Source organism: Bifidobacterium imperatoris, from assembly GCF_002860405.1.
GTDB classification, from domain to species: Bacteria; Actinomycetota; Actinomycetes; order Actinomycetales; family Bifidobacteriaceae; genus Bifidobacterium; species Bifidobacterium imperatoris.
Map to the genome: position 1 here is coordinate 25,128 of NZ_NMWV01000008.1, position 20,837 is coordinate 45,964.

Genomic DNA, 20,837 nt, shown 5'->3' on the forward strand with positions numbered 1-20,837 from the left:
CTTCAGTAGTTCAGTACTTAGTTTGCTGCGTAAGGAGTTTTGTTTATGACTACGTTGTTCGCTGTGATAGTCATCCTTTCATGGCTCTGGCTGGGATTGTCTGCGCTTCCAGCTGGCCTTGAAGCGCGTATGCCCATGCCATATATGATTGCGCTCACCCCATTTCTGTGGATTCCACTGGTTATTGTGGCGGGCGTGGCAGCTTGGCAGCATGAATGGGGCGGCATGTGTCTGCTTCTGGCCTCTGCTGTGATGACCAGCTCACAGCGCATCAGCTACTGGGGCACGGGCCTAACCTCCAGCACGAAACGTGAAACACCTCGTGAAACAGACTGGACCGACCGTGGAACCACCTGTGAAACATTGCCGAATCAGTTTACAGTCATGACATTGAATTGCCGATACGGGCGCGCAAACGCCGAAAGCATCGTGGCTGCGGTGCGCGAACGCCATATTGCGGTGTTGGCTTTGCAGGAGGTCTCCGACGAACTCATCGCGCGTTTGGATGCCGCGGGCGTCGCGGATCTGCTCCCCTACCGCCAATCTGGCGAGCCGCAGGACACGGATAACGGCGGATACAATATGCTGTTTTCTCGTTACGTACCGGCTGCCGCAGTACCGAACGTGGTGGAGATTCCTGCAGCCGATGTGCCCGCAATGACTTTGAGGCTCACCGATGAAGTAGCCACCGACCCACAATCACCGCAGCACGGCCGTACCATCACATTCTGTTCGGCGCATCCGAAGTCTCCGATGCGCGGCTGCGCGGATTGGTCGGCCGGTATTCTCGGCCTTGGTGCCGTGGCGAAAGCCTCTGCCATTGGCGACCACAATATCGCCGTGGTGATGGGCGATCTCAATTCCAGCACCGATCATCCCAGCTTCCGCGCGCTGCTGAAATCCGGGTTCAAGGATGCGAGCCTCATGCAAGCGGCCGGCCCGAATCTGACGTTCCCTCGTTGGGTCAAGTGGCCGCGCATCGAATTGGATCACATTCTCTTTACGCCCGGTCTGAAGCCATCTGGCGTGTGTTCATTTGAAGTCAAAGACACCGACCATCTTGCACTCACCGCAACGCTCACTCTGCGTTGATTCATGTGCTACAACTAGCGCCAGCGCAGGCGTGTTTCACGTCCGGGGCTCGGCGCTATAATGGGCCAGTTATTCACGCGCGCGTGGCGCCCTCTACACCCCGTGCCGTGAGGACACGTGGGTTCCGGCGAGCCGTGCCCCACACAGCATACCGAGAAACCACAAACCTAGTATTTACAAGGAGAGCCATTTTGGCAACCAAGATTCGTCTGAAGCGAATGGGCAAGAAGTTCTACGCCTTCTACCGCGTGGTAGTCGTTGATTCCCGCAAGAAGCGCGACGGCAAGGTCATCGAGGAGATCGGTACCTACAACCCGAACACCCAGCCCTCCACCATCGAGATCAAGTCTGAGCGTGCTCAGTACTGGCTCGGCGTCGGCGCTCAGCCGTCTGAGCCGGTCTTCAAGCTGCTGAACATCACTGGCGACTGGCAGAAGTTCAAGGGCCTCGAAGGTGCTGAAGGCACCCTGAAGACCGTTGAGGCTGGCCCGGATGCCGCTGCTCGCGTTGAGGCTGTGGAGAACGAAGCTCAGAAGCTGAAGGCTGCTAAGTCCGAAGCTGAAGCCAAGGCTAAGGCCGAGGCTGAAGCCGCTGCCGCCGCTGAGGAGGCCCCGGCTGAGGACGCCGCTGCTGAAGAAGCTCCGGCTGAAGCCTGATTCGAGAAAGGCTCGCAATGCTTGCACAGGCTGTGGAACACCTCATCAAGAACATCGTTGATTTTCCGGACGATGTTTCCGTCAAGTCCCATGAGAATGCGCGCGGCGAACTGCTTCGCGTGCGCGTGAACCCAGAGGACATTGGCCGCGTGATTGGCCGTTCTGGCCGCACCGCCAATGCGATTCGCACGGTGATTCAGGCACTGTCTGATCACAAGGTGCGCGTCGATATCATGGACGTCCGTCGATAAGGAATAGTTCACAGCATGGCACAGCAAGACATGCACGACGACCCTCAGCAGCTCGAGTTGCTGAGGGTCGCTCGTATTGGTAAGGCACAAGGCTTGAAGGGCGAGGTTACCGTTCGCCTGTACACCGATGATCCGGAATGGCGATTTGAGCCAGGTTCCGTTCTCTACGATGAGGACGGCGAAACCGAATACATCGTCGAGAACTCCCGCACGTTCAAGGACCGTTGGATCATCAAATTCGAGGGAACCGATGATCGCACCGCCGCCGAGACATTGAACGGCATCGAACTCTATGGTGAGGCCGATGACCCGGATGAGATGCTGGAGGCTGACGAATGGTATCCGAAGGATCTTATTGGTCTTGAGGCTCGACTGGCTGAAGACAACGGATTGGGTCTGCCGGCCGGCCAGGTAGTCGGCAAGGTAGTGGATGTGGTCGACTCTCCCGCCCAGTCGCTGTTAAAGATTCGTTTGACCAAGCCGGTGGTGACCGGCCAGAATTCAAAGGGCGAGGATGTAGTCGAGAAGACCGCATTGGTCCCGTTCGTGGAGCAGCTGGTACCGGAAATCGACTTGGATGAGCAGTGCCTCACGCTCGACCCGCCCGGCGGTCTGATTCCCGGACTGTGATACTTCGTCTTTATTGAAAAAGCTGGAAACGACTACTTCATCGTTTCCAGCTTTTTACGTCTACGGCAGTGAGATACCAATCAGCCGAGCTTGGCGAGCTCTTCGGGGCTAAGCTCCAATTGATCGGCCTTTAGGGAGTCGAGAATGGTTTCGGGGCGGTGGGCACCCGGAATCACGAACATGTGGTTACCCTTGGCGAGCTCCCAAGCCAATACCACCTGCTGGTAGCTCACGCCGTGGGCGGCGGCCACTTCACGGAATGGGTCAAACTTGGACTCGTCATACGGATGGCGGTAGCCGCCGAGCGGGCTCCAGCACACGAATGCGAGACCGAGCTTGGCACAGTAGTCGAGCGTGTCCTGAGTTTCGAGATGAACCGGGGAATACTGGTTCTGCACGGCCACCAGCTTGTCACCCAGAATGGAGCGGGCGATATCAATCTGCTCGATGGAGGCATTGGAAACACCGGCCACACGAGCCACGCCCTCGTCCACCAGCTGCTTCAACGCTTCAATGGACTCGTTGTAGGGCACTTCCGGGTCATGGCGGTGCAGGTACAGCAAATCAATCGTATCCACACCGAGCGCCATAGCGGACTGCTTGCCGTATTCAATCAGGTGCTCCGGCTTGCCGTCGCGCGGCCATAGCGGCTCACCGTTCTCGCCCCAGACGCGGCGCAGACCAATCTTGGTGGCCACGGTGACTTCGTTGCGCGGGCCCTTCCACGTAGCCAAAGCCTCACGCACCAGCTTTTCGCCGGTTTGTTCCTCTTGGCCAGGCGTGTAATATGCCCAAGCGGTATCAATGTGGCGGCATCCGGCATCCAATGAAGCATGCAGGGTTTCCAGACCGACTTCATGGCCACGATTGTTTTCAATGGTCAACGGCATTTCGCCGTGGCCAATGGCCGTAGTGGAAAACGGACCAAGATTGCGGAACAGTGCCATAGTGGCTCCTTTGCTGTAGGTGTTCAAAGCAACACTTCTATTGGCCACTATAAACCGCTTCGTGTTTCCAGCGCGGATAATTTACACTCTTGGCGCGTCAGGCTTTACTTAGCGACCACCGAAGGAACCGCCTCCGGCTCCACCGCCGCCACCGTCGAAGCCGCCACCGGAGAAGCTGCCTGAGCCGGAACCGCTGGCATCCACAGGCGCAGCCGCGTGAATCGCGGAACTGATTTCACTGAAGCCGGAGCTCAACTGCGAACCCAAATCGGTGACGCCGCCATAATTGCTGGCAATGCCCGAGGTGAAGCTGCTTGGATCAAGACCACTCGAAGCATTAGTGGAACCAAGCAGCGAAATGGAGCGGTAATCCCAGTACATCAACGAATCAGAGGCATTGCCATCCAACCATTCGGGGTCTTTGACCTGCGGGTAGGCTTTGGCGAGTTCATTCAACACCTGCCGACAAATACCCATTGCGGTGGCATAAATCAGATACTCGTCCCAGAGTGCCAAATCAAGCGCGCCACGGTCATCGAAATTACTGAAATCAGTGAGATACCGGTAGAAGCCAGCCACTTCCTCGCCATATTTCATGCCGTTCTTGGTGAACATTTCCTTGGGAGCGCTCAAGAAGGCAAAGGAGCCTAGCAACATGCCAGGCACGCCCATAATGAGCGAAAGCGCAAGATTACCGATGCCTGTGTAAATAACCGCTGCAGTCATGCCATAGAGTACTGCGCCGAGGCCGAAGAAGGCGGTCACGCCTCCAATAGGCCGTACGATCCTGCGCTTATCCAATTCCTCATTGCACGCATCGGTGAAGCGTTCCAACGCTTTATAGCCACTTCGCCATCCTTGGCAGCTCTTCTGCATCTGGTTCAAATCAAACGTATCCGTGCCGCGATCCTTGCCGACGAACTCCAGAATGCGCAGTAGCGCATGCTCCGGCTTGGTCAACGGTTTTGGTCTCCGTTGGCTGCGGCAAACCGGATGCAGCACAATGGTGCTAGTACCGCTCATTTCCTCCTCAGTGACCGGGCGCACGCCGTTCACTCCCAACGCCTGCAACGCCACATGCGGGGTGAGCGTCATAGCACCTGAGCTCTTCGCCTCGTCAGTACCGTATAATCTGGCCGGACCAGGGTACAGTGCAATAGCTCCCTTGGATACCAGCGACAGCATTGTGGCGGCAAGCCGGCGTTGTTCCACGTTGCCTGATGTTGCAATGCCGAGAATATCAGCGATGTTCGCCACAGTGGTCGGTTTGAGACTTGGTATCTCACGCCGATAATCCACACTCTTGCTATACAGCGGACCATGCGCACGCCATCGGCCAAATATCGCCATACCAAGCGATATCGCACATAGCAGCAGTTCCAAGCCGAGCACAATAGCCCAGGTTCGCACAGTTTTGCGCTGCTTGGCTTGAGCCTTAGCCAACTTTTCGGATTCGAGCTTCTTCAGCGATTGCAATCCCGGATAGTCGCGCGTGCGAATCCACTCCCCCGCTGGCTTGTACTTGGCGCCAACCGTTCCATTCGATGTGTCGTGCACCACTGAAGAATCAAAGGCCACCATCAAGTTCAAATAACGCCCGGCAGCCACGTTGGTCGCCTGGAAATGCAAGGTACCGTCTGCATCGCGGGAGGTGGAGGACGAACCGGCATAATGTAGCCATGCCCAGGAATTCTTTGCAGTAATGCCTTTCGGGAAATGCACGGTACCAGTTACACGCCCTATCGGCGTCGTATTGCTTTCGGCAATCGGCTCCCATTGGAACCATGCAATATCCGGGTGAAGGCGAGCGGCACCAACCAGTGTCATTGTCACGTCGAATTTCATGCTGCGCGCATGTTTGGTGGCGGGAATATTCCAACCGATTTCCACAGTACGCTGGCGCTTCAACGCATTGTCCTGAATGAAATCATCGTATTGCGTTTCATCCGAATAAATGGGCATGCCATTGACGCCGGGCTTGTATTCCTTGGGATTGGCACCCAGCAGATCTGATATCTGCGCATACCAGTAGCCGGCATACTTGCTGTTCCATTCGGCATCGCTCGCCACGTCGCTTGGCAGCACAGTATTGGTGCGCGTATAGGTTTCGCCAGTGGTCACATTCTTGACGGAAATATCCGTGATATCCGCCAAATCAGACTGATTCAACGTGTATTGCTGGTACAGCTGCTTCCACGGCTTGCCCTTACTTCGCCGTCCTAATTTCATATCGATGTGCTGGGTAACTTTGATGTCCCCGTTGGTTTGCACAGTCACATCGTAATCGACACTGCGATACTGCAAATCCGAGTGACTTCCGGTGAACCAGAAGCCGATGAATATCACGGCAAACACCACAGCGGTGAATATCACCGACGAAATAATGGCGCGCGGAATCCTGCGGTTCATAGGGCGTCAGCGACCTCCGAAACTACCGCCGCCAGAACCACCGGAGGAGCCGCCGAAGCCACCGCCTGACGAGAAGCTGCCGCTGGAACTAAAGTCGCTACCGCTTGATGAACTAGCCGGCGCAGCGGCATCGATGGTGGAGGTGATATCCGCGAAGCCGGAGGAGAGCTGCGAACCAAGATCGCTGAAGCTCAAGCTCGGCGTATATGAGGCGCCTCCGAACATCGAGTTCGCGCCGAATTGGCCGGCGAGACCACCGCCGGCACTCTGCGTGCTGACCCGTGCGCCATAACCATAACGGGCATCGTCATCCCAGCTGTGCGAGCGGTAGGACCAGTAGAGCGTGGAGTCGGAAGCGTTGTCGTCGAGCCAACGCGGGTCGGTGACTTGCGGATATGCCTTGGCCAGCTCCGCGGCCACCCGTTCACTAATGCCGAATGCGGCGGCGTATACCATGTACCAATCCCACATGGCAAGGTCGGCGGCACCGCGGTCGGTGAAGTTGGAAAAGTCCTGCATGTAATGCTTGAGTCCCAAGCACTTGCCGGCGATTTCCTGGCCTTGTGCAGTGAGTTCCTTTGCCGCACCGCCAAAAGTACAGAACATGCCAATGAAGAATATCGGCATTCCGATAATAATACCGACTACAGCGTAATCAAGAATCGTATTGGCCATCATGGCAGCGAAACCGATGATTCCAGCAAATATGCCGGCTACAATTGCTTGCCAGCCACGCGAACGCGAAGCATTCAAGCGCGCGTATTCGATATCGCAAGCGCCGGTGAATTTGTCGAGTTCCAGATAGCCGTCTTCCCAATCCTTGCAGGCTTGCTTCATCTGACCGAAGTCGAATACCGGGGAACCGACGCGCTTGGAAATCACAATCAAGAGATTCAACAGTGCGTTCTCGGATTCGCTTAAGCCCAACTGCTCGGCGTTCGGCACGCCATCGATGGATTTCGGCAAAATCACAATGGTGCTGGTGAATCGTGAGGCTTGGCGTCTGCCCGCATCGGCATCAATCATATGGCTCAAGCCCACTGGCGTGGCTTTGCTCATATCGATGCCGCGATACATATCCGAGGGGCCTGGATAGATGGCGATGGCCTTCTTGACGGCAAGCGACAGCATCGTTGCCGTGAGCTCACGGTTCATTGGGCGCGAATGCTTCGGCGGCTCCGCCACCTCGATAAGCCGGGCAGCGGAGGCCGGGCTGATGCCAGGCTGATCGCGCCAATACTCAATAGGTCCACGATACTTTGAGTTCCTATTGCTCCTGACCACAACCACAATGCCCCACGCGCAGAAGATGAGGCCGAGCACCGTCGTTGCAATCCAAATGCCCAAGCGCACACGAGCCAGCGTGCGCTGGCTATCACGCCACTGCTGCTCCTGCTGGTATTCGCTCTGTTTCAGCGCATCCAAATGATCGCCGGATTGATGGCGGGCAATGCCGGTTTCGTTCGGGGTTGCCTTAAACGCGGCGACCACATCCAGATAGTCGCCAGAATGCACGTTGTAGGCCTTGAATTTGAGGCTTCCATCCTTGGCTCGGCGGGTTTCCGACGTGCGTTCGGTATGCAGCCAGCCCCACGAGGTGTCTGAGGTGATGCCGTCCGGGAAGTGCACGATGCCGCTCACTGTGCCGATGGGCACTGGATTGGACTTGCCGAACGGCTCCCACTGCAAGCTTGCAATGTCATTCCACTGGGTGGCCACATCGTGCAATGTGAAGGACACATCGAATTTCATCGAATCCGCAGACTCGGTGGCGGGAATATTCCAACCGATCTCCACGGTTTTCTGGGTTGAGTCGGCGCTTCCGGGCGTGGTGACGGCGAGCGCATCCTCACCGGGAGTGTAGGGGTGGGCGTCGCTTTCGCCGGCAGTCACATCCGCGATATACCAGTGACCGGCGTAATCGGAGTTCCATGCGGCATCGCTTGGCACATCATCCGGCATCGTCAGCTCGGTTTGCTGCTGATAGGTGGTGCCATCGGTGACGTTACGCACGTAGATGTCGCTGATGTCCGTGAGATTATCGGAACGCAGCGTGTACTGCTGGTAGAGCTGCTTCCACGGCTTAGTGTCGCCATTATCATCTTTGCGTTTCAGCAGCTTCATATCGATATGCTGCGTGACTTTGAGGTCACCTTCAGTGGTAAAGGTGGCATCATAGTCAAGCGCGCGATAACTCAGATCCTCACCAACTACAACCGGCGAAACCGTACCAATCGCAAATAATACGAACATGCCACCAACGAGCAATGTGCTCACCACGGCGAAGATAGTGGCTCGAATCAGACGCTTTCTCATTGCTGCTTCCCCCAAATCCCCAGTGCAGCCGGTCCTTGACCCCTATGCGAGGGCCAGATGATTAGAACTTCACTTGCGGCGCTTGGCGTGCGGTTTCATCAACCTGGAAGTACTGAGCCTGCTCAAAGTGGAACAGGCCGGCGATGATATTGGTCGGCACTGTTTCGATGGCAGTGTTGAGCTTGAGCACCACATCGTTGTAGAACTGGCGAGCGTATGCAATCTTATTCTCCAGATCCTTGAGCTGCCCCTGCAAATCCATGAAGTTCTGATTGGCCTGCAGCTGCGGGTAAGCCTCCGCAGTCGCCTGCAGATTGACCAGTGCGCGCGACAGCTGATTTTCTGCAGCGGTACGCTGCGCTATCGTCGCATTCGGATCATTCGCAGCAGCCACAGCACCAGCGCGAGCCTGAGTCACCTGCGTAAATACTTGGGATTCATGCGACGCATAACCTTTGACTGTCTCCACCAAATTCGGAATCAAATCAGCGCGCTGTTTCAACTGCACATCAATTTGCGCCCAACCGTTCTTCACACGGTTCTTCAGCGTAACCAATCCGTTGTAGGCGCTAATGCCCCAACCGATCACGCCCACGATGATAACGACAATAACAATGCCGATGATTGCACCAGTGCTCATAACTGCCCCCTTGCCGGCCCGGATGGACCTTGCCGAGTAGTCTTTCCCCTTCTCGGCTACCGGATAGTACCGGATTACTGTTCACGCCTATTCTTTCACGAGTCAGCATAAAAAGCGAGGAGGCACGGACAATCACTTTGAAATCATGCAAGTCCAGCAAGCATTCAGGAACGTTTCAGTCAAGTGCAACGTAGTTTGTCTGTTGCGCTCAGCCTTGCATAAGCGCGCAATCATCATGGGCACCGATAGTTAGGGGCAGAAGTTCCACGCGAAACATGCCGTCTTGCGGGGAACTTGCGAAACAACCATAGTTCTGCGGCGCTGTATTCTTGGTGCCGCGCTCATTCAAGGACCTGTTATGTTTGTGTTGAACAACGCCTGGAAAACCGTGATACGGAACAAAGGCCGCAATATTTTGATTGTGCTAATCGTGGCGATCATCGCCGCAGCAGCCACCATCGGACTTGCTATTCGCAACGCGGCCAGCACCGCACGCGAAACCGGTTTGGCGAACACGTCCGTGACCGCCACCATCAGCGTGGATCGCAGCAAACTCATGGAGCAAGCGCGCGAATCACAGTCCAGCTCATCCTCGGATTCGTCTAGTTCCGAGGATTCCACGCCTGATTTTGATTCGATGCGCAGCGCTCTGGAAGGCAGCAGCCTGACTTTGGCCGACTACCAGAAGTACGAAAAGGCCTCCAGCGTTTCGGTGAGCTCGTATTACTCGGAAAGCACCGGCGTCTCCGGTACCGACTCGTTCCAGCCGGTCGAGTCCAGCACGGCGAATGCGGCGAATTCTTCCTCTTCTGATTCTTCTTCCTCCGACTCCTCTGCTTCCGGCGACGGTCAGCAGGGACCCGGCGGCGAAGGCGGCGGACAGGGCGGACAAGGTGGTGGACCCGGCAACATGATGACCTCCGGCGACTTCACCCTGACCGGCTTCTCCTCGGACACCGCCATCGCCAATGCTTCCAACGGTTCGTTCACCATGTCCAGTGGCGAGGTGTTCGGCTACGGCGAATCCGATAACGGCAAAGTCATCATTTCCAAAACTCTGGCCGACTTCAACAATCTCTCCGTGGGCGACACCATTACCGTGACCAATCCGAGCGATACCTCGCTCACCTACACGCTGACCATTTGCGGCATCTACGAGAATTCCACCTCCAGTAACACCAACGCAATGGGGCCGATGGGTGGTACCTCGCAGGACGCGGATAACGCGATCTACACGTCCGTTTCCACACTGAAGTCACTCGGCTTGGACTCCGACACCACCGCTAACGACGATAACGACGACACCACTACCCAGCTCAACTACACGTACGTGCTCGCCAATGCGGATGACTACGAGACCTTCGCCTCTGATGTGAAGGCCGCCGGCTTGGACGATACCTACACCGTGCAGTCCGCGGATGTCGAACAGTACGAGTCCAGCCTCGTGCCGCTCGATAACCTCGCGAAGTTCGCACTGACCTTGCTGATTGTGGTGCTCGTGGTGGGTGCCGTGGTACTTGTGGTGCTCAACTTGTTCAATATTCGCGAGCGCAAATATGAGGTCGGCGTGCTGACCGCCATCGGCGTGAAGAAAGCCACGGTTGCGGCACAGTTCGTCATCGAGCTGCTGATTGTTACAATGTGCGGCATCGCACTGGGTGTGGCCGGTGGCGCGGTGGCTTCCGTGCCGGTATCAAACCAGTTGCTGGCATCGCAGGTTTCCGCGCAGGAATCCGAGGCATCCAGCCAACAGCAGCAGTTCGGTCGTGCAGCAGATATGGGCGGTGGACCGGGCGGCGAGCAGCAATCCAGCTCCAGCTCTGCGAACTCGTCCTCCGACTCCGCAGGCTCTACTAAGAGCAGCAACGCTCAGCAGGGCGGGCCGGGCGGCATGCGTCAGGCGGTGAATTACGTTAGCGAAATCAACGCCACCGTGAATCTTGCGGTGGTTGGGCAGCTGATTCTCATCGGCCTTGGATTGACGCTCATCTCCGCACTGGTCGGCATCGTGTTCGTCATGCGTTACGAACCGCTGCAGATTCTCGCCGATCGCTCGTAAATACATCCATTTTCCACGGTAAGGACTTCATCATGGATACTGCAATTGTAAACGCCACCGAACCGGCAGTCGTCGCTAACACTACCACCCCAGCCTTGGAACTGGAGCACGTCTCCTACTCGTACACCAAGGGCGGCAAGCGCGTGCTCATCGACAAGAACTATGTGTTCCGCACCGGTCGAGTCATTTCGATTACCGGTCCTTCCGGCGCAGGCAAAACCACACTGCTCTCGCTGCTGTCCGGGCTGACCACACCAACCAAGGGCCGTGTGCTGCATAACGGCGAGGACTTGGCGAAAGCCGACCGTTACCGCTTCCGCAGTCATGATATCGGCGTGATTTTCCAGAGCTTCAATCTTTTGCCGGCGCTGACTGTGGCAGAGAACATCATCCTCTCGATGGATGCCTCCGGCAAGACCTTCGATAAGCCGAAAAAGGAAATCGCAGCCGAACTCATCGAAAAAGTGCGATTACAGCCGGAATATTTGAACGAGCGTATTCTGCATCTCTCCGGTGGCGAGCAGCAGCGCGTGGCCATTGCTCGCGCACTGAGCTACGACCCGCAAATCATTCTGGCCGATGAACCCACCGGCAATCTCGACCTTGCCACACAGGACGACATCATGGCGATTTTCAAGGATCTGGCACACAACGAGGGCAAATGCGTGATTATCGTGACGCACAGCCCCGAAGTCGCCACCCAATCCGACGAGGTCTTCCAACTTGCCCCGCTCCGCGAGCGGTAAAGATACACCCCGCGTGCCACGCCAGCGCAATATCACATCTTTTGTGCTGGCGTGGCGTTGGTTTCAGCCACACAACTGTAAAAAGGGCCCAATCCGCACTCGTGTGGCACGATTTATAGGGTAAATCGCGTGATTTCTCTATGAGGCTCCGCCACGCTAGCACAATACTGCTCAATTCGCGCTAGCGTGGCACGGACATAACCGCAACACATTTATACAGCAATGCGCCTCTACCCTACTTTCGACTCTAATGCAGTCCAATCGACTTTCCTCGGCAAAGGAGCCAGCAATTCAAGTGGCAATGCTTTGAGACGAAATACAAAATCCGCACCTCGCAGCGTCAACGCACGACCAACATGGAATGCGAACTCCGCACGCGCATCGTCATCCGCAAGACTTGCCGCTGTCGCTGTAAAAATCAGCCATCCACGCCCCACCAGTTTTCCTCTCTTCTCTCGGTCGCGGCGCCATTGCATTTTGTCGGTACGATGTTGATCACCGTCATACTCCACCGCGACTTTATATTCCGGCCATGCAAGATCAAGTGTCATTGCTACGCCAGAGTCAAACATTATGTTCGGCACGACGTAATTCAATTTCGGTTGAGGAATACCGTGAACACACAGTGAAATTCTTTTCTCGGATTCCTTCGGCGATGAAGATCCCGGCATGATAAGCGATAATGCCCGAATACAGGAAGGACGGCCAGCAAATCCTGTCACCGATTGCGTAAAGCGCACCAATTCACAATAAATCTGCTTCATATCACATTGTCTACGGCGGCTCATAACGCTGATAATGGAGTCACCAAGTACAATCAATGATTGCAACGAAACATGACTCGCCATCTGCGCCCACACATGAAATATATCAAGCGCATACACTCGAGTATTGATTTTCACTGCATGCGATTGTGGTAGGAACTTCCACACATGCGGACGCAACGTCGTGCTATTTGCGCGCAGTCGCTTCTCCTTTGTTTCAAATACCGTGTGCAACTGCGAAGTATCCAAATCACAATCTGCGGGAAGCGGCACACCGTACAATATCAACGCAGTGGTCATACCGAACAGTAGATTACAACCAATTCGGTTAGCTTCCTCAATGCATCGATTGAGCGTCTCCCGCCGGCGGTTATCGAGACTATCTCGCATTGATATTGAAGATAATGGGACATCATCATTGACATAGGTATTCATTCTTTCACCGTAGCTACTGGAAATCTACGGGAAAAGCTGAAACGGGGTATGTGGCACTAGCTCCAGTTATCCACATCGCATACAAAAGAACGGTGGATAAACTTGCGATAGAGATAACACAAAACGAAAAGTGCCTTTGTACTGTGAAAAATCAACGCAGTACAAAGGCACTTGGCTAGTCAGCAGTCCCTCTCAGTAAGGGAATCCGCGAGATGGCGTCAGTCCTCGAACGGATCGAAGTCGCGGCGAACGCGGCGACGCGGACGCTCGGAACGCTCTTCGCGATCGGCGCGGTAGTCGTCGTAGTTGTCGTCGGTGGCGTAACGCGGGTTACGGTCGGAGCCACGGCCGCGGCGGCCAGAGGAACGACGGTCATCACGATCGAAATCGCGGTCGGCGGAGCGACGGCGACGCGGACGATCATCATCGCGGTCATCACGATCGAAATCGCGATCATCACGATCAGAACGGCGGCCACGGGAACCACGACGGTCATCATCGCGGTCATCACGGTCAAAGTCGCGATCATCGGAACGACGGCGACGCGGACGATCCTCGTAATCATCCTCGAAGTCATCGGAGCGACGGCGACGCGGACGATCATCATCGCGGTCATCACGATCGAAATCGCGATCATCGGAACGACGGCGACGCGGACGGTCGTCACGATCACCACGGGAGCCACGGCCACCACGGCGGTCATCACGATCGGAACGCTCGGAGCGAGCACCGCCGCGGGAACCGGCGTTGTTCTCCTGATCCTCGAAGCCCGGGATGGCCAGGGAGATCTTGCCACGGTCGTCAACGCCCTGCACGACTACCTCAACGTTGTCGCCTTCCTTGAGCACGTCTTCCACAGAGTCGATGCGCTCACCGTTGGCGAGGTTACGAATCTGGGAGATGTGCAGCAGGCCATCGGTGCCCGGGGTGAGGTTCACGAAAGCACCGAAGGAGGTGGTCTTCACAACCTTGCCGTTGTAGGTTTCGCCGGCCTGAGGCACATGCGGGTTGGCGATGGAGTCGATAATCTGCTTAGCCTTCTCAGCGGCCTCGCCACCCTCAGAGGAGATGAAGACGGTACCGTCATCCTCGATAGCAATCTCGGCACCAGTATCTTCCTGAATCTGGTTGATCATCTTGCCCTTCGGGCCAATGACTTCACCAATCTTCTCAACCGGAACAGTGGTGGTGATGATGCGCGGAGCGAACTCGCTCATCTCAGCCGGACCATCGATGCACTCGTTGATAACCTCGAGGATGGTGGTGCGGGCTTCGTGAGCCTGCTGCAGAGCAGCGGCCAGAATATCAGCCGGAATACCATCGAGCTTGGTGTCGAGCTGCAGAGCGGTGATGAACTCGGAGGTGCCAGCCACCTTGAAGTCCATATCGCCGAAAGCATCCTCAGCGCCCAGAATATCGGTCAGGGTCTTGTAGATGTGCTTGCCATCAACGTCGCCGGAGACCAGGCCCATAGCGATACCGGCAACCGGAGCCTTCAACGGCACGCCGGCGGCGAGCAGGGACAGAGTGGATGCGCACACGGAACCCATAGAGGTGGAACCGTTGGAGCCGATGGCCTCGGAGACCTGGCGGATGGCGTACGGGAACTCTTCGCGGCTCGGCAACACCGGCACGAGAGCCTTCTCAGCCAGAGCACCGTGGCCGATTTCGCGGCGCTTCGGGGAACCAACGCGGCCGGTCTCACCGGTGGAGTACGGCGGCATCTCGTAGTTGTGCATGTAGCGCTTGGACTGCGGACCGGACAGAGCGTCGATCTGCTGCTCCATCTTGAGCATGTTCAGCGTGGTGACGCCCAGGATCTGGGTTTCGCCGCGCTGGAACAGAGCGGAACCGTGCACGCGAGGCACAATGTCCACTTCGGCGGACAGGGTACGGATATCGCGCAGGCCACGGCCATCGATGCGGTAGTCCTCGGTCAGGATGCGGCGACGCACAATCTGGCGCTGCAGCTCCTTGAAGGCGTTGCCGAGTTCCTTGTCCTTCTCGGCATCGTCCATGTCTTCGAACTCGTTGGCGAGCACTTCGCGAACGTGTTCCTTGATTTCATGAATGCGATCCTGGCGCGGCAGCTTCTCGGCAATGGAGAGAGCCTCGTCCAGATCCTTGTGAGCGATCTCGTCGATGCGAGCGTACAGTTCGTCGGTGTACTCCGGGAAGAGCTGGAATTCCTTGGTTTCCTTGGCAGCCTTCTCCTTGAGCTCGTTCTGAGCCTCGCAAATCACCTTGATGAACGGCTTGGCAGCCTCAAGGCCCTGAGCCACAACGGTCTCATCCGGCTTGGTCTGGCCCTCATCGTAAATCAAGTGCCAAGCGTTCTTGCCGGCGCCGGCCTCGATCATAGCGATAGCAACATCGCCGTTCTCGATCACGCGGCCAGCGACCACGATCTCGAACACGGCGCGTTCACGCTCGCTCCAACGCGGGAAAGCAACCCACTGGCCATCAATCAGGGCCAGACGCACACCGGAAACCGGGCCGGAGAACGGCAGACCGGAAATCATGGTGGAAGCGGAAGCAGCGTTCAGAGCGATAACGTCGTAAGCATCATCCGGGTTCACAGCGAGCACGGTCTCGACAACCTGCACTTCGTTGCGCAGAGTGTGCGGGAACAGCGGGCGCAGCGGGCGGTCGATGATACGGCAAGCGAGAATAGCCTCAGAGCTCGGGCGGCCTTCACGGCGGAAGAAAGAGCCCGGAATCTTACCGGCTGCATACATCTTCTCTTCCACATCCACGGTCAGCGGGAAGAAGTCGTAATTCTCCTTCGGGCTGGAGCCAGCGGTGGTAGTGGACAGAATCATCGAATCGTCGTCAAGGTAGGCGGCCACAGCACCATCAGCCTGCTGTGCGAGGCGGCCAGTCTCGAAGCGCAGCGTGCGCTTACCGAACGATCCATTATCAATTACGGCCTCAACAGCCTTGATTTCGGGACCCTCCATAGGGTTCCTCCTTTTTACTTATCTATTTATTCCTACATGCAAATGCGGATTCATACCGCATGTCCTCTTCAGCGGACGTCACATACCATGTTTCGGCTGGCCCCTTGGCCGCCGCATCCTCGTGTCAACCCATTCATTCAGGTTCTCTTGTCGGCCTTACCTACGTGAACTTCCGCGCCCGTTTCAATGCCACATGGCGCTTGTTGTGCGGCCTATCCTCTAACCCTCTTGTTGTTGTTGCCGTTGGCTGGCGTATGTAAAACGCCCGAGCACCATCTTAGGCACTCGGGCGGAAGTCTGTAATTATCGACGCAGACCCAGACGCTCGATGAGGGAGCGGTAACGGTTGATGTCGACGCGCTTGAGGTAATCAAGCAGACGACGACGATCACCAATCATGAGCTGCATACCACGACGGGAGTGGTGGTCGTGCTTGTGCTGCTTCAGGTGCTCGGTCAGGTCGGAGATGCGCTTGGACAGAAGAGCAACCTGAACCTCGGGGGAACCGGTGTCACCTTCGTGCGTTGCGTACTCGTTGATAATCTGGGTCTTCTCTTCAGCCGTCAGTGCCACGGCATCCTCCTTAATTGTGTCGTTGCGCGGTGTTCCGTGCGGGCTCGCTCGGAACGCTCTCTATCCGCGGGCGAAATCACGCCAAATGGATACTGTACGGCAAGGTGCGGACCGCAGCACCGTCGCACCTCACACCGCAGTCAGCAATCCGCCGAACAGAATCACAAACAATGCCAACGCTTCAATCGCAAAGTACAGAATAAAACTGGCCCAGCTTTTAGTCAGCACATTAAGCGGCGAAGTTTTCTTAATAATGACAAGCAACCCTACGAACACTACGGCATACACGGCAATGCCAATCGCCGCTGCCAAAATACCTAAGTTCGCAGCATTAAAAACATTCGCCTGATCGCCGTACACCACATATGTGGAATACCAGAAGTTCAGGTTGAGCATGCTCAGGCCCGCAATGAACTGCTCTGCGGCAAGCCCTATGACGAACACGATGAGCCACGGCCAGGAGGGCGATACGACCACGGCCATTGCAAGGCCAACGTAGGCGATCACCACTACTGCCCAGCCCACCAAGGCGATGCCGCGAGGTTCGATACCGCCCAAAGCTGCGACTACAGCATCCGTATTGTTAACCGCAAGCGTACGACCGAACCAATAGGGAGCGATGATAGCCACCAGAGCTGCAACAATAACGGCAATCCAGCGCGCAGGATGCGAACGCCGGCGTTCAATATCCGCCAGCGATAATTCGGTGACGGGAATCGAAGCTTCGGGGTGCTTGGACACCTCAACCATTTCGACCTTGCCGCCCACGATTTCCGTAGCTTCGTTCGGTTCCTTCTGCATGCACCGCCTCGCCCATTATTCGTTGCAGTTTGATTGCGGTGACTATCTTAGCGTGCCGCCAGTCCAGCTGGCGGCGGCATCGATCAACTCATTCTGAAGATGAAACAGCATTGTTGCTGGAGTCAGCATTATCCGCAGTATTGTTTGCAGCGGATTCATCGGCTTGTCTCTTACTCTGCTCCGTATGCAGCAACGCTTCCAGCATATCTACTTGGCGCTCCAGCTCATCGATGCGACGAACTTGCTGAGAAATCAGCAGATCACGTAAATCGCTGTTTGGAATATCGTTGTCGAGACTGCTCGTTGGCAGAATGATAGCGCGGCGCTCTGGGGACACATGAAAATCAGCCTCACCACTAGAGTTTTGCGCAGATTGCTTGCGCCACGTATTGCCTGGAAAAACTGGCGATGAGGATACCCCCCCCCCCAAGGCCATTTTTAGGGTTTGACTCGTCGGATCCTGACTGCAATATCTCATCCTGCTGTTCGCGCCAACGTGCTATACACCGTTCGATACGCTTATAACCAATCAGCGCAGGGTCAAGCCCAGCTTCCCGGAACATGCGCACAGGCGACGCACCCTGGTTGTAATGAATTATGCAGTACCGCTTGAAGTCATCGGTATAGGTTATACGTTTCGAGGTGGCTCCTGCTACCGACGGTAAAGACTTCAGATACTTTATTTCCTCGGGGCTAAATACCCCGCCACCACTGGCCATTATCATCCCTTACTTGCACTCGGAAGGCTACGAATAAACAGCTAAACAGCACGTGCCACAGTTCGGGATAGTAGTCAGTAGGCTACAGACCGTTGTAACCCCGTAAAGAGGCAGTTTTATCCCCGATTTTCCTTGGTAAGGAGCACTGACGTAGTGTGAATGGTGCGAAATAGAGCACGATTAAGGAAATCTAGTGCCACGCAACTGCAAAAACAGTCAAAATGCAGTCGCGGGACACTTTGCACCAGTGAAAATAACCAATTTCCGCCAAAAACCGTGCCACACAAATGCAATTCAAGCGATTTTGCACTCGCGTGCCACAAACGAGTGCCCCGCAACCGAAAATCCCCAATTTTGCAGTTGCGGGGCACGGATTGCATTATGAAAGAATCCCTTCAATCGCATGTTTTGCGAACAAATGTTCAGTTCCTGTATATGGTGCAGGTTGATTCCATCCAGCTGCGATTGCAGAACGACCCTGCGTTACTTTGCGATGAGTAGAAGGAGAAGTCGCATACCCGTTATTATCCACGGGCAAAGATGCAATGCCGTTAATATCGACGGGCAAATTAGTCGATAAGAAATCCCCCTCCTTGCGCTGAGCAATTGGCCACCCTTCTCCGGTCAGTTTCCATCCAGCCTCACGGTACTTTTCAATAGCGGCATTAGACGGGTGCCCATACTGACTATTGCCTTTGGTCGTTGTTCCGAACGAGAACAGTAATCGAGCGTATCCATGTGCAGGACGTGTGGGCGGCTTATTATCCGCAGCAGATAATCTTGCACCATGATGAGATGCTGTCATCGCAACAATTTCACCATACTGTCTAGCGAATTCAAGGAAGGACTTTTTACTCGATGCCCTGAAAGACAGAACCGGAGGCTTTCCGGCTTGCAATTCACCTACTTGCAATTGGCCGAATTCCCTTTTCACTGTATGGTAACCGGCATCAGCCACAAGCAGCCAAACAGCATTCTCAGAAGAATTCACCACAGCAATTACAACCCCAACATCATTGGTGCTTTTAATGAGTTTATTATTATTCGGGTTTGTATGAGCCGTTTCACAAATAATAAGCTTTTCCTGATCATTCGATGCATTGCCTGAGTTATTCAGGTCAACGACACATAGCGCCGGCAACGTCGAGCTTAAATTGTATACATTTGCACCATTGTTAGCGCCAATTTCACCCATTAATTTTGCATAGCTGGCTTGCCCTTTTTTCGTGGCAGGCCGTTGAGGGACAATCCATGAAAGACTCAGTAACTTAGGTTCCGCGCTAATTCCTAACCAATGATCTTCATCCCAACTAGACAAAATGATAGGAGGGCGATTACAAGTACAATATTTAGGAATTTTAGTTTCATGGACACCCCATCCAACATCAAAATATGCACAAGGCATCCCATTCGCATCAAGCAAACCAACACACTGCCCTTGCCCTACGTCAAATACCACCATTTGCTCAAAGGCAGGCAGTCCGCTCAATAACTGAGCTACCTGTTGATCAGACGCGGTTGGCACAGCAGGAGCGGGCGAAGCATGTCCTCCACCAGTGTTGTTCCCATTGACGGCCATGCGCAGCACCGAATCACGTCTCGCCAGCAATGTCTCAACATTAGGTGAACCATTATCATCAATAGCATTGCTACTATTCACGTCATTCACGTTGCGTGAAGAAACGTTTTCAGATTTATTCTCGCTGTCCTCGCTACCTCCAATATCAATACGAGTGACATATGGCGTTGGATCCATCAGCCATGACAGTCGATTAGACAGCTGAACAGGCAAACGGTATATTCCAACAGGCGCGAATGGAAGTTTCTCCCTGCCTTTTGGATTGGCCCCAACAAAATACTGTTGAACCTGGGCAAACCCAAAATGCACTGCATACTTACTATTGATGATTCCATGATTTAGATACGTATAGTCTGGGCTCTGCACTGTGCGCAACCCACTACTGTTGTCAATACACTCATTGGAGTAATCAGCTCTATCTTTACGAGATAAATCAGTCTTAGGAAGATAATTAGTGCAAATCATAAACCAACGGCTACGCACATCCTTACGTCGCGCCCAGACTGGCATGCTCTGAGGTGAATCGGGAATAACATCAATGGTGTAAATATCTACATCATCAAATGCATTCGAACGGATATCTCCACCGACTACAGGCTTATGCTGCCGATCAATGATACGGCGGCGCTCCCAATACGTTCGATAATAATCATCAGATCCGCGATAATCACGATTTAAGGAAACATCCACCTCCGGAATCTCACGCAGCTGGCTATTTTCAATTAGATCCTGCTCCGTCTTAGAAATCCTCGTTGGAATAGCACGACAAAATGCTGGCGACTTTGCATCAATTGCCATGAATATCATATGCAAAGTATCATCATCGTCGATTTCGCTATGATCATATGCGGCAAAGAAACAATGCTTCTCTATCACCTTATTAATACATGTAATAAGATTGTTTTTCCATACACGATAGCCTTTCAATAAAGTTTTAGGATCTTCGTTCTGCAAAGGAGCAATAATATCTATGTCATCCTTTGCAATATAAAGAGCGTATGCAATCCGGCTTATTATTTGAGAATTATCAGATTCCGAACCATTGCTAAATATGCCTAAGGCATCCTGATATATCATCTCTCTAGGAAGGCTCTCCCCTCGAGCGGAATGCGATCGGTAGCTTTCATGCAACAATCTACATGCTTCGCTAACACTCATATTATTCTCATAAGTCATGAATTTCCCCTTCTACGAATCATGTTTTATATAAGCAAAAAGCCGGCCTGATTTCTCAGGTCGGCTTTCGTATTACTCAATTAT

16 protein-coding genes and 1 pseudogene are annotated in these 20,837 nt (G+C 54.6%); 6 read left to right on the plus strand and 11 right to left on the minus strand.

The features are described from left to right. Window positions 1-45 precede the first annotated feature (45 nt). The 4 genes from Tam1G_RS03460 to rimM all read left to right on the plus strand — a co-directional run bounded on the left by Tam1G_RS03460 (window position 46) and on the right by rimM (window position 2,629). Complete coding sequence (locus tag Tam1G_RS03460; protein WP_101625463.1) at window positions 46-1,092, plus strand: endonuclease/exonuclease/phosphatase family protein; 1,047 nt, start codon at window positions 46-48, stop codon at window positions 1,090-1,092. Window positions 1,093-1,283: 191 nt separating this feature from the next. Next, a complete protein-coding gene (rpsP, locus tag Tam1G_RS03465) occupies window positions 1,284-1,748 on the plus strand; it encodes a 30S ribosomal protein S16 (RefSeq protein WP_033891568.1) in 465 nt (154 codons plus the stop codon). A 17-nt stretch (window positions 1,749-1,765) separates the two neighbouring features. Continuing rightward, a complete protein-coding gene (locus tag Tam1G_RS03470; protein WP_033891569.1) occupies window positions 1,766-1,999 on the plus strand; it encodes an RNA-binding protein in 234 nt (77 codons plus the stop codon). A 15-nt stretch (window positions 2,000-2,014) separates the two neighbouring features. Further along, on the plus strand, window positions 2,015-2,629 hold the full coding sequence (gene rimM / locus Tam1G_RS03475) for a ribosome maturation factor RimM (RefSeq protein ID WP_101625464.1): 615 nt from the start codon (window positions 2,015-2,017) through the stop codon (window positions 2,627-2,629). 80 nt (window positions 2,630-2,709) lie between these two features. Here rimM and Tam1G_RS03480 read toward each other — a convergent pair whose 3' ends face one another. From Tam1G_RS03480 to Tam1G_RS03495, 4 genes are all read right to left on the minus strand, one after another. Further along, on the minus strand, window positions 2,710-3,576 hold the full coding sequence (locus Tam1G_RS03480) for an aldo/keto reductase (RefSeq protein ID WP_101625465.1): 867 nt from the start codon (window positions 3,574-3,576) through the stop codon (window positions 2,710-2,712). Between the two features lie 108 nt (window positions 3,577-3,684). Next, entirely contained in the window at window positions 3,685-5,985 is a 2,301-nt protein-coding gene (locus tag Tam1G_RS03485; RefSeq protein WP_101625466.1) for a DUF2207 domain-containing protein, read from the minus strand. A gap of 6 nt (window positions 5,986-5,991) precedes the next feature. Beyond that, on the minus strand, window positions 5,992-8,301 hold the full coding sequence (locus Tam1G_RS03490) for a DUF2207 domain-containing protein (protein WP_101625467.1): 2,310 nt from the start codon (window positions 8,299-8,301) through the stop codon (window positions 5,992-5,994). 61 nt (window positions 8,302-8,362) lie between these two features. After that, the gene (locus tag Tam1G_RS03495) at window positions 8,363-8,941 is read right to left on the minus strand and encodes a LemA family protein (RefSeq protein ID WP_101625468.1); all 579 of its coding nucleotides are present in this window, start codon (window positions 8,939-8,941) and stop codon (window positions 8,363-8,365) included. A gap of 358 nt (window positions 8,942-9,299) precedes the next feature. Here Tam1G_RS03495 and Tam1G_RS03500 point away from each other — a divergent pair, with 358 nt between their 5' ends. After that, complete coding sequence (locus tag Tam1G_RS03500; RefSeq protein ID WP_101625469.1) at window positions 9,300-11,000, plus strand: ABC transporter permease; 1,701 nt, start codon at window positions 9,300-9,302, stop codon at window positions 10,998-11,000. Between the two features lie 32 nt (window positions 11,001-11,032). After that, window positions 11,033-11,746: an ABC transporter ATP-binding protein gene (locus Tam1G_RS03505; protein ID WP_101625470.1), complete on the plus strand. Its 714-nt coding sequence runs from the start codon at window positions 11,033-11,035 to the stop codon at window positions 11,744-11,746. A 230-nt stretch (window positions 11,747-11,976) separates the two neighbouring features. Here the strand turns inward: Tam1G_RS03505 and Tam1G_RS03510 are convergent, their stop codons facing one another. From Tam1G_RS03510 to Tam1G_RS03540, 7 genes and pseudogenes are all read right to left on the minus strand, one after another. Further along, entirely contained in the window at window positions 11,977-12,945 is a 969-nt protein-coding gene (locus Tam1G_RS03510; RefSeq protein ID WP_242689678.1) for a hypothetical protein, read from the minus strand. A gap of 218 nt (window positions 12,946-13,163) precedes the next feature. Continuing rightward, a complete protein-coding gene (locus Tam1G_RS03515) occupies window positions 13,164-15,905 on the minus strand; it encodes a polyribonucleotide nucleotidyltransferase (RefSeq protein ID WP_101625472.1) in 2,742 nt (913 codons plus the stop codon). A 303-nt stretch (window positions 15,906-16,208) separates the two neighbouring features. Continuing rightward, the gene (gene rpsO, locus Tam1G_RS03525) at window positions 16,209-16,478 is read right to left on the minus strand and encodes a 30S ribosomal protein S15 (protein ID WP_033891585.1); all 270 of its coding nucleotides are present in this window, start codon (window positions 16,476-16,478) and stop codon (window positions 16,209-16,211) included. Between the two features lie 129 nt (window positions 16,479-16,607). Further along, a complete protein-coding gene (locus Tam1G_RS03530; RefSeq protein ID WP_033891587.1) occupies window positions 16,608-17,279 on the minus strand; it encodes a membrane protein in 672 nt (223 codons plus the stop codon). An 88-nt stretch (window positions 17,280-17,367) separates the two neighbouring features. After that, window positions 17,368-17,757, minus strand: a complete 390-nt coding sequence (locus tag Tam1G_RS11885) for a hypothetical protein (RefSeq protein ID WP_243394865.1) — start codon at window positions 17,755-17,757, stop codon at window positions 17,368-17,370. Continuing rightward, window positions 17,699-17,998 (minus strand): annotated as a pseudogene (locus Tam1G_RS11890) (hypothetical protein); the annotation flags it as partial. The pseudogene Tam1G_RS11890 and the gene Tam1G_RS11885, both read right to left, overlap by 59 nt. Window positions 17,999-18,377: 379 nt before the next feature. Then, window positions 18,378-20,753, minus strand: coding sequence for a hypothetical protein (locus Tam1G_RS03540; protein WP_101625473.1), 2,376 nt, complete (start codon window positions 20,751-20,753; stop codon window positions 18,378-18,380). Window positions 20,754-20,837: the final 84 nt, after the last annotated feature.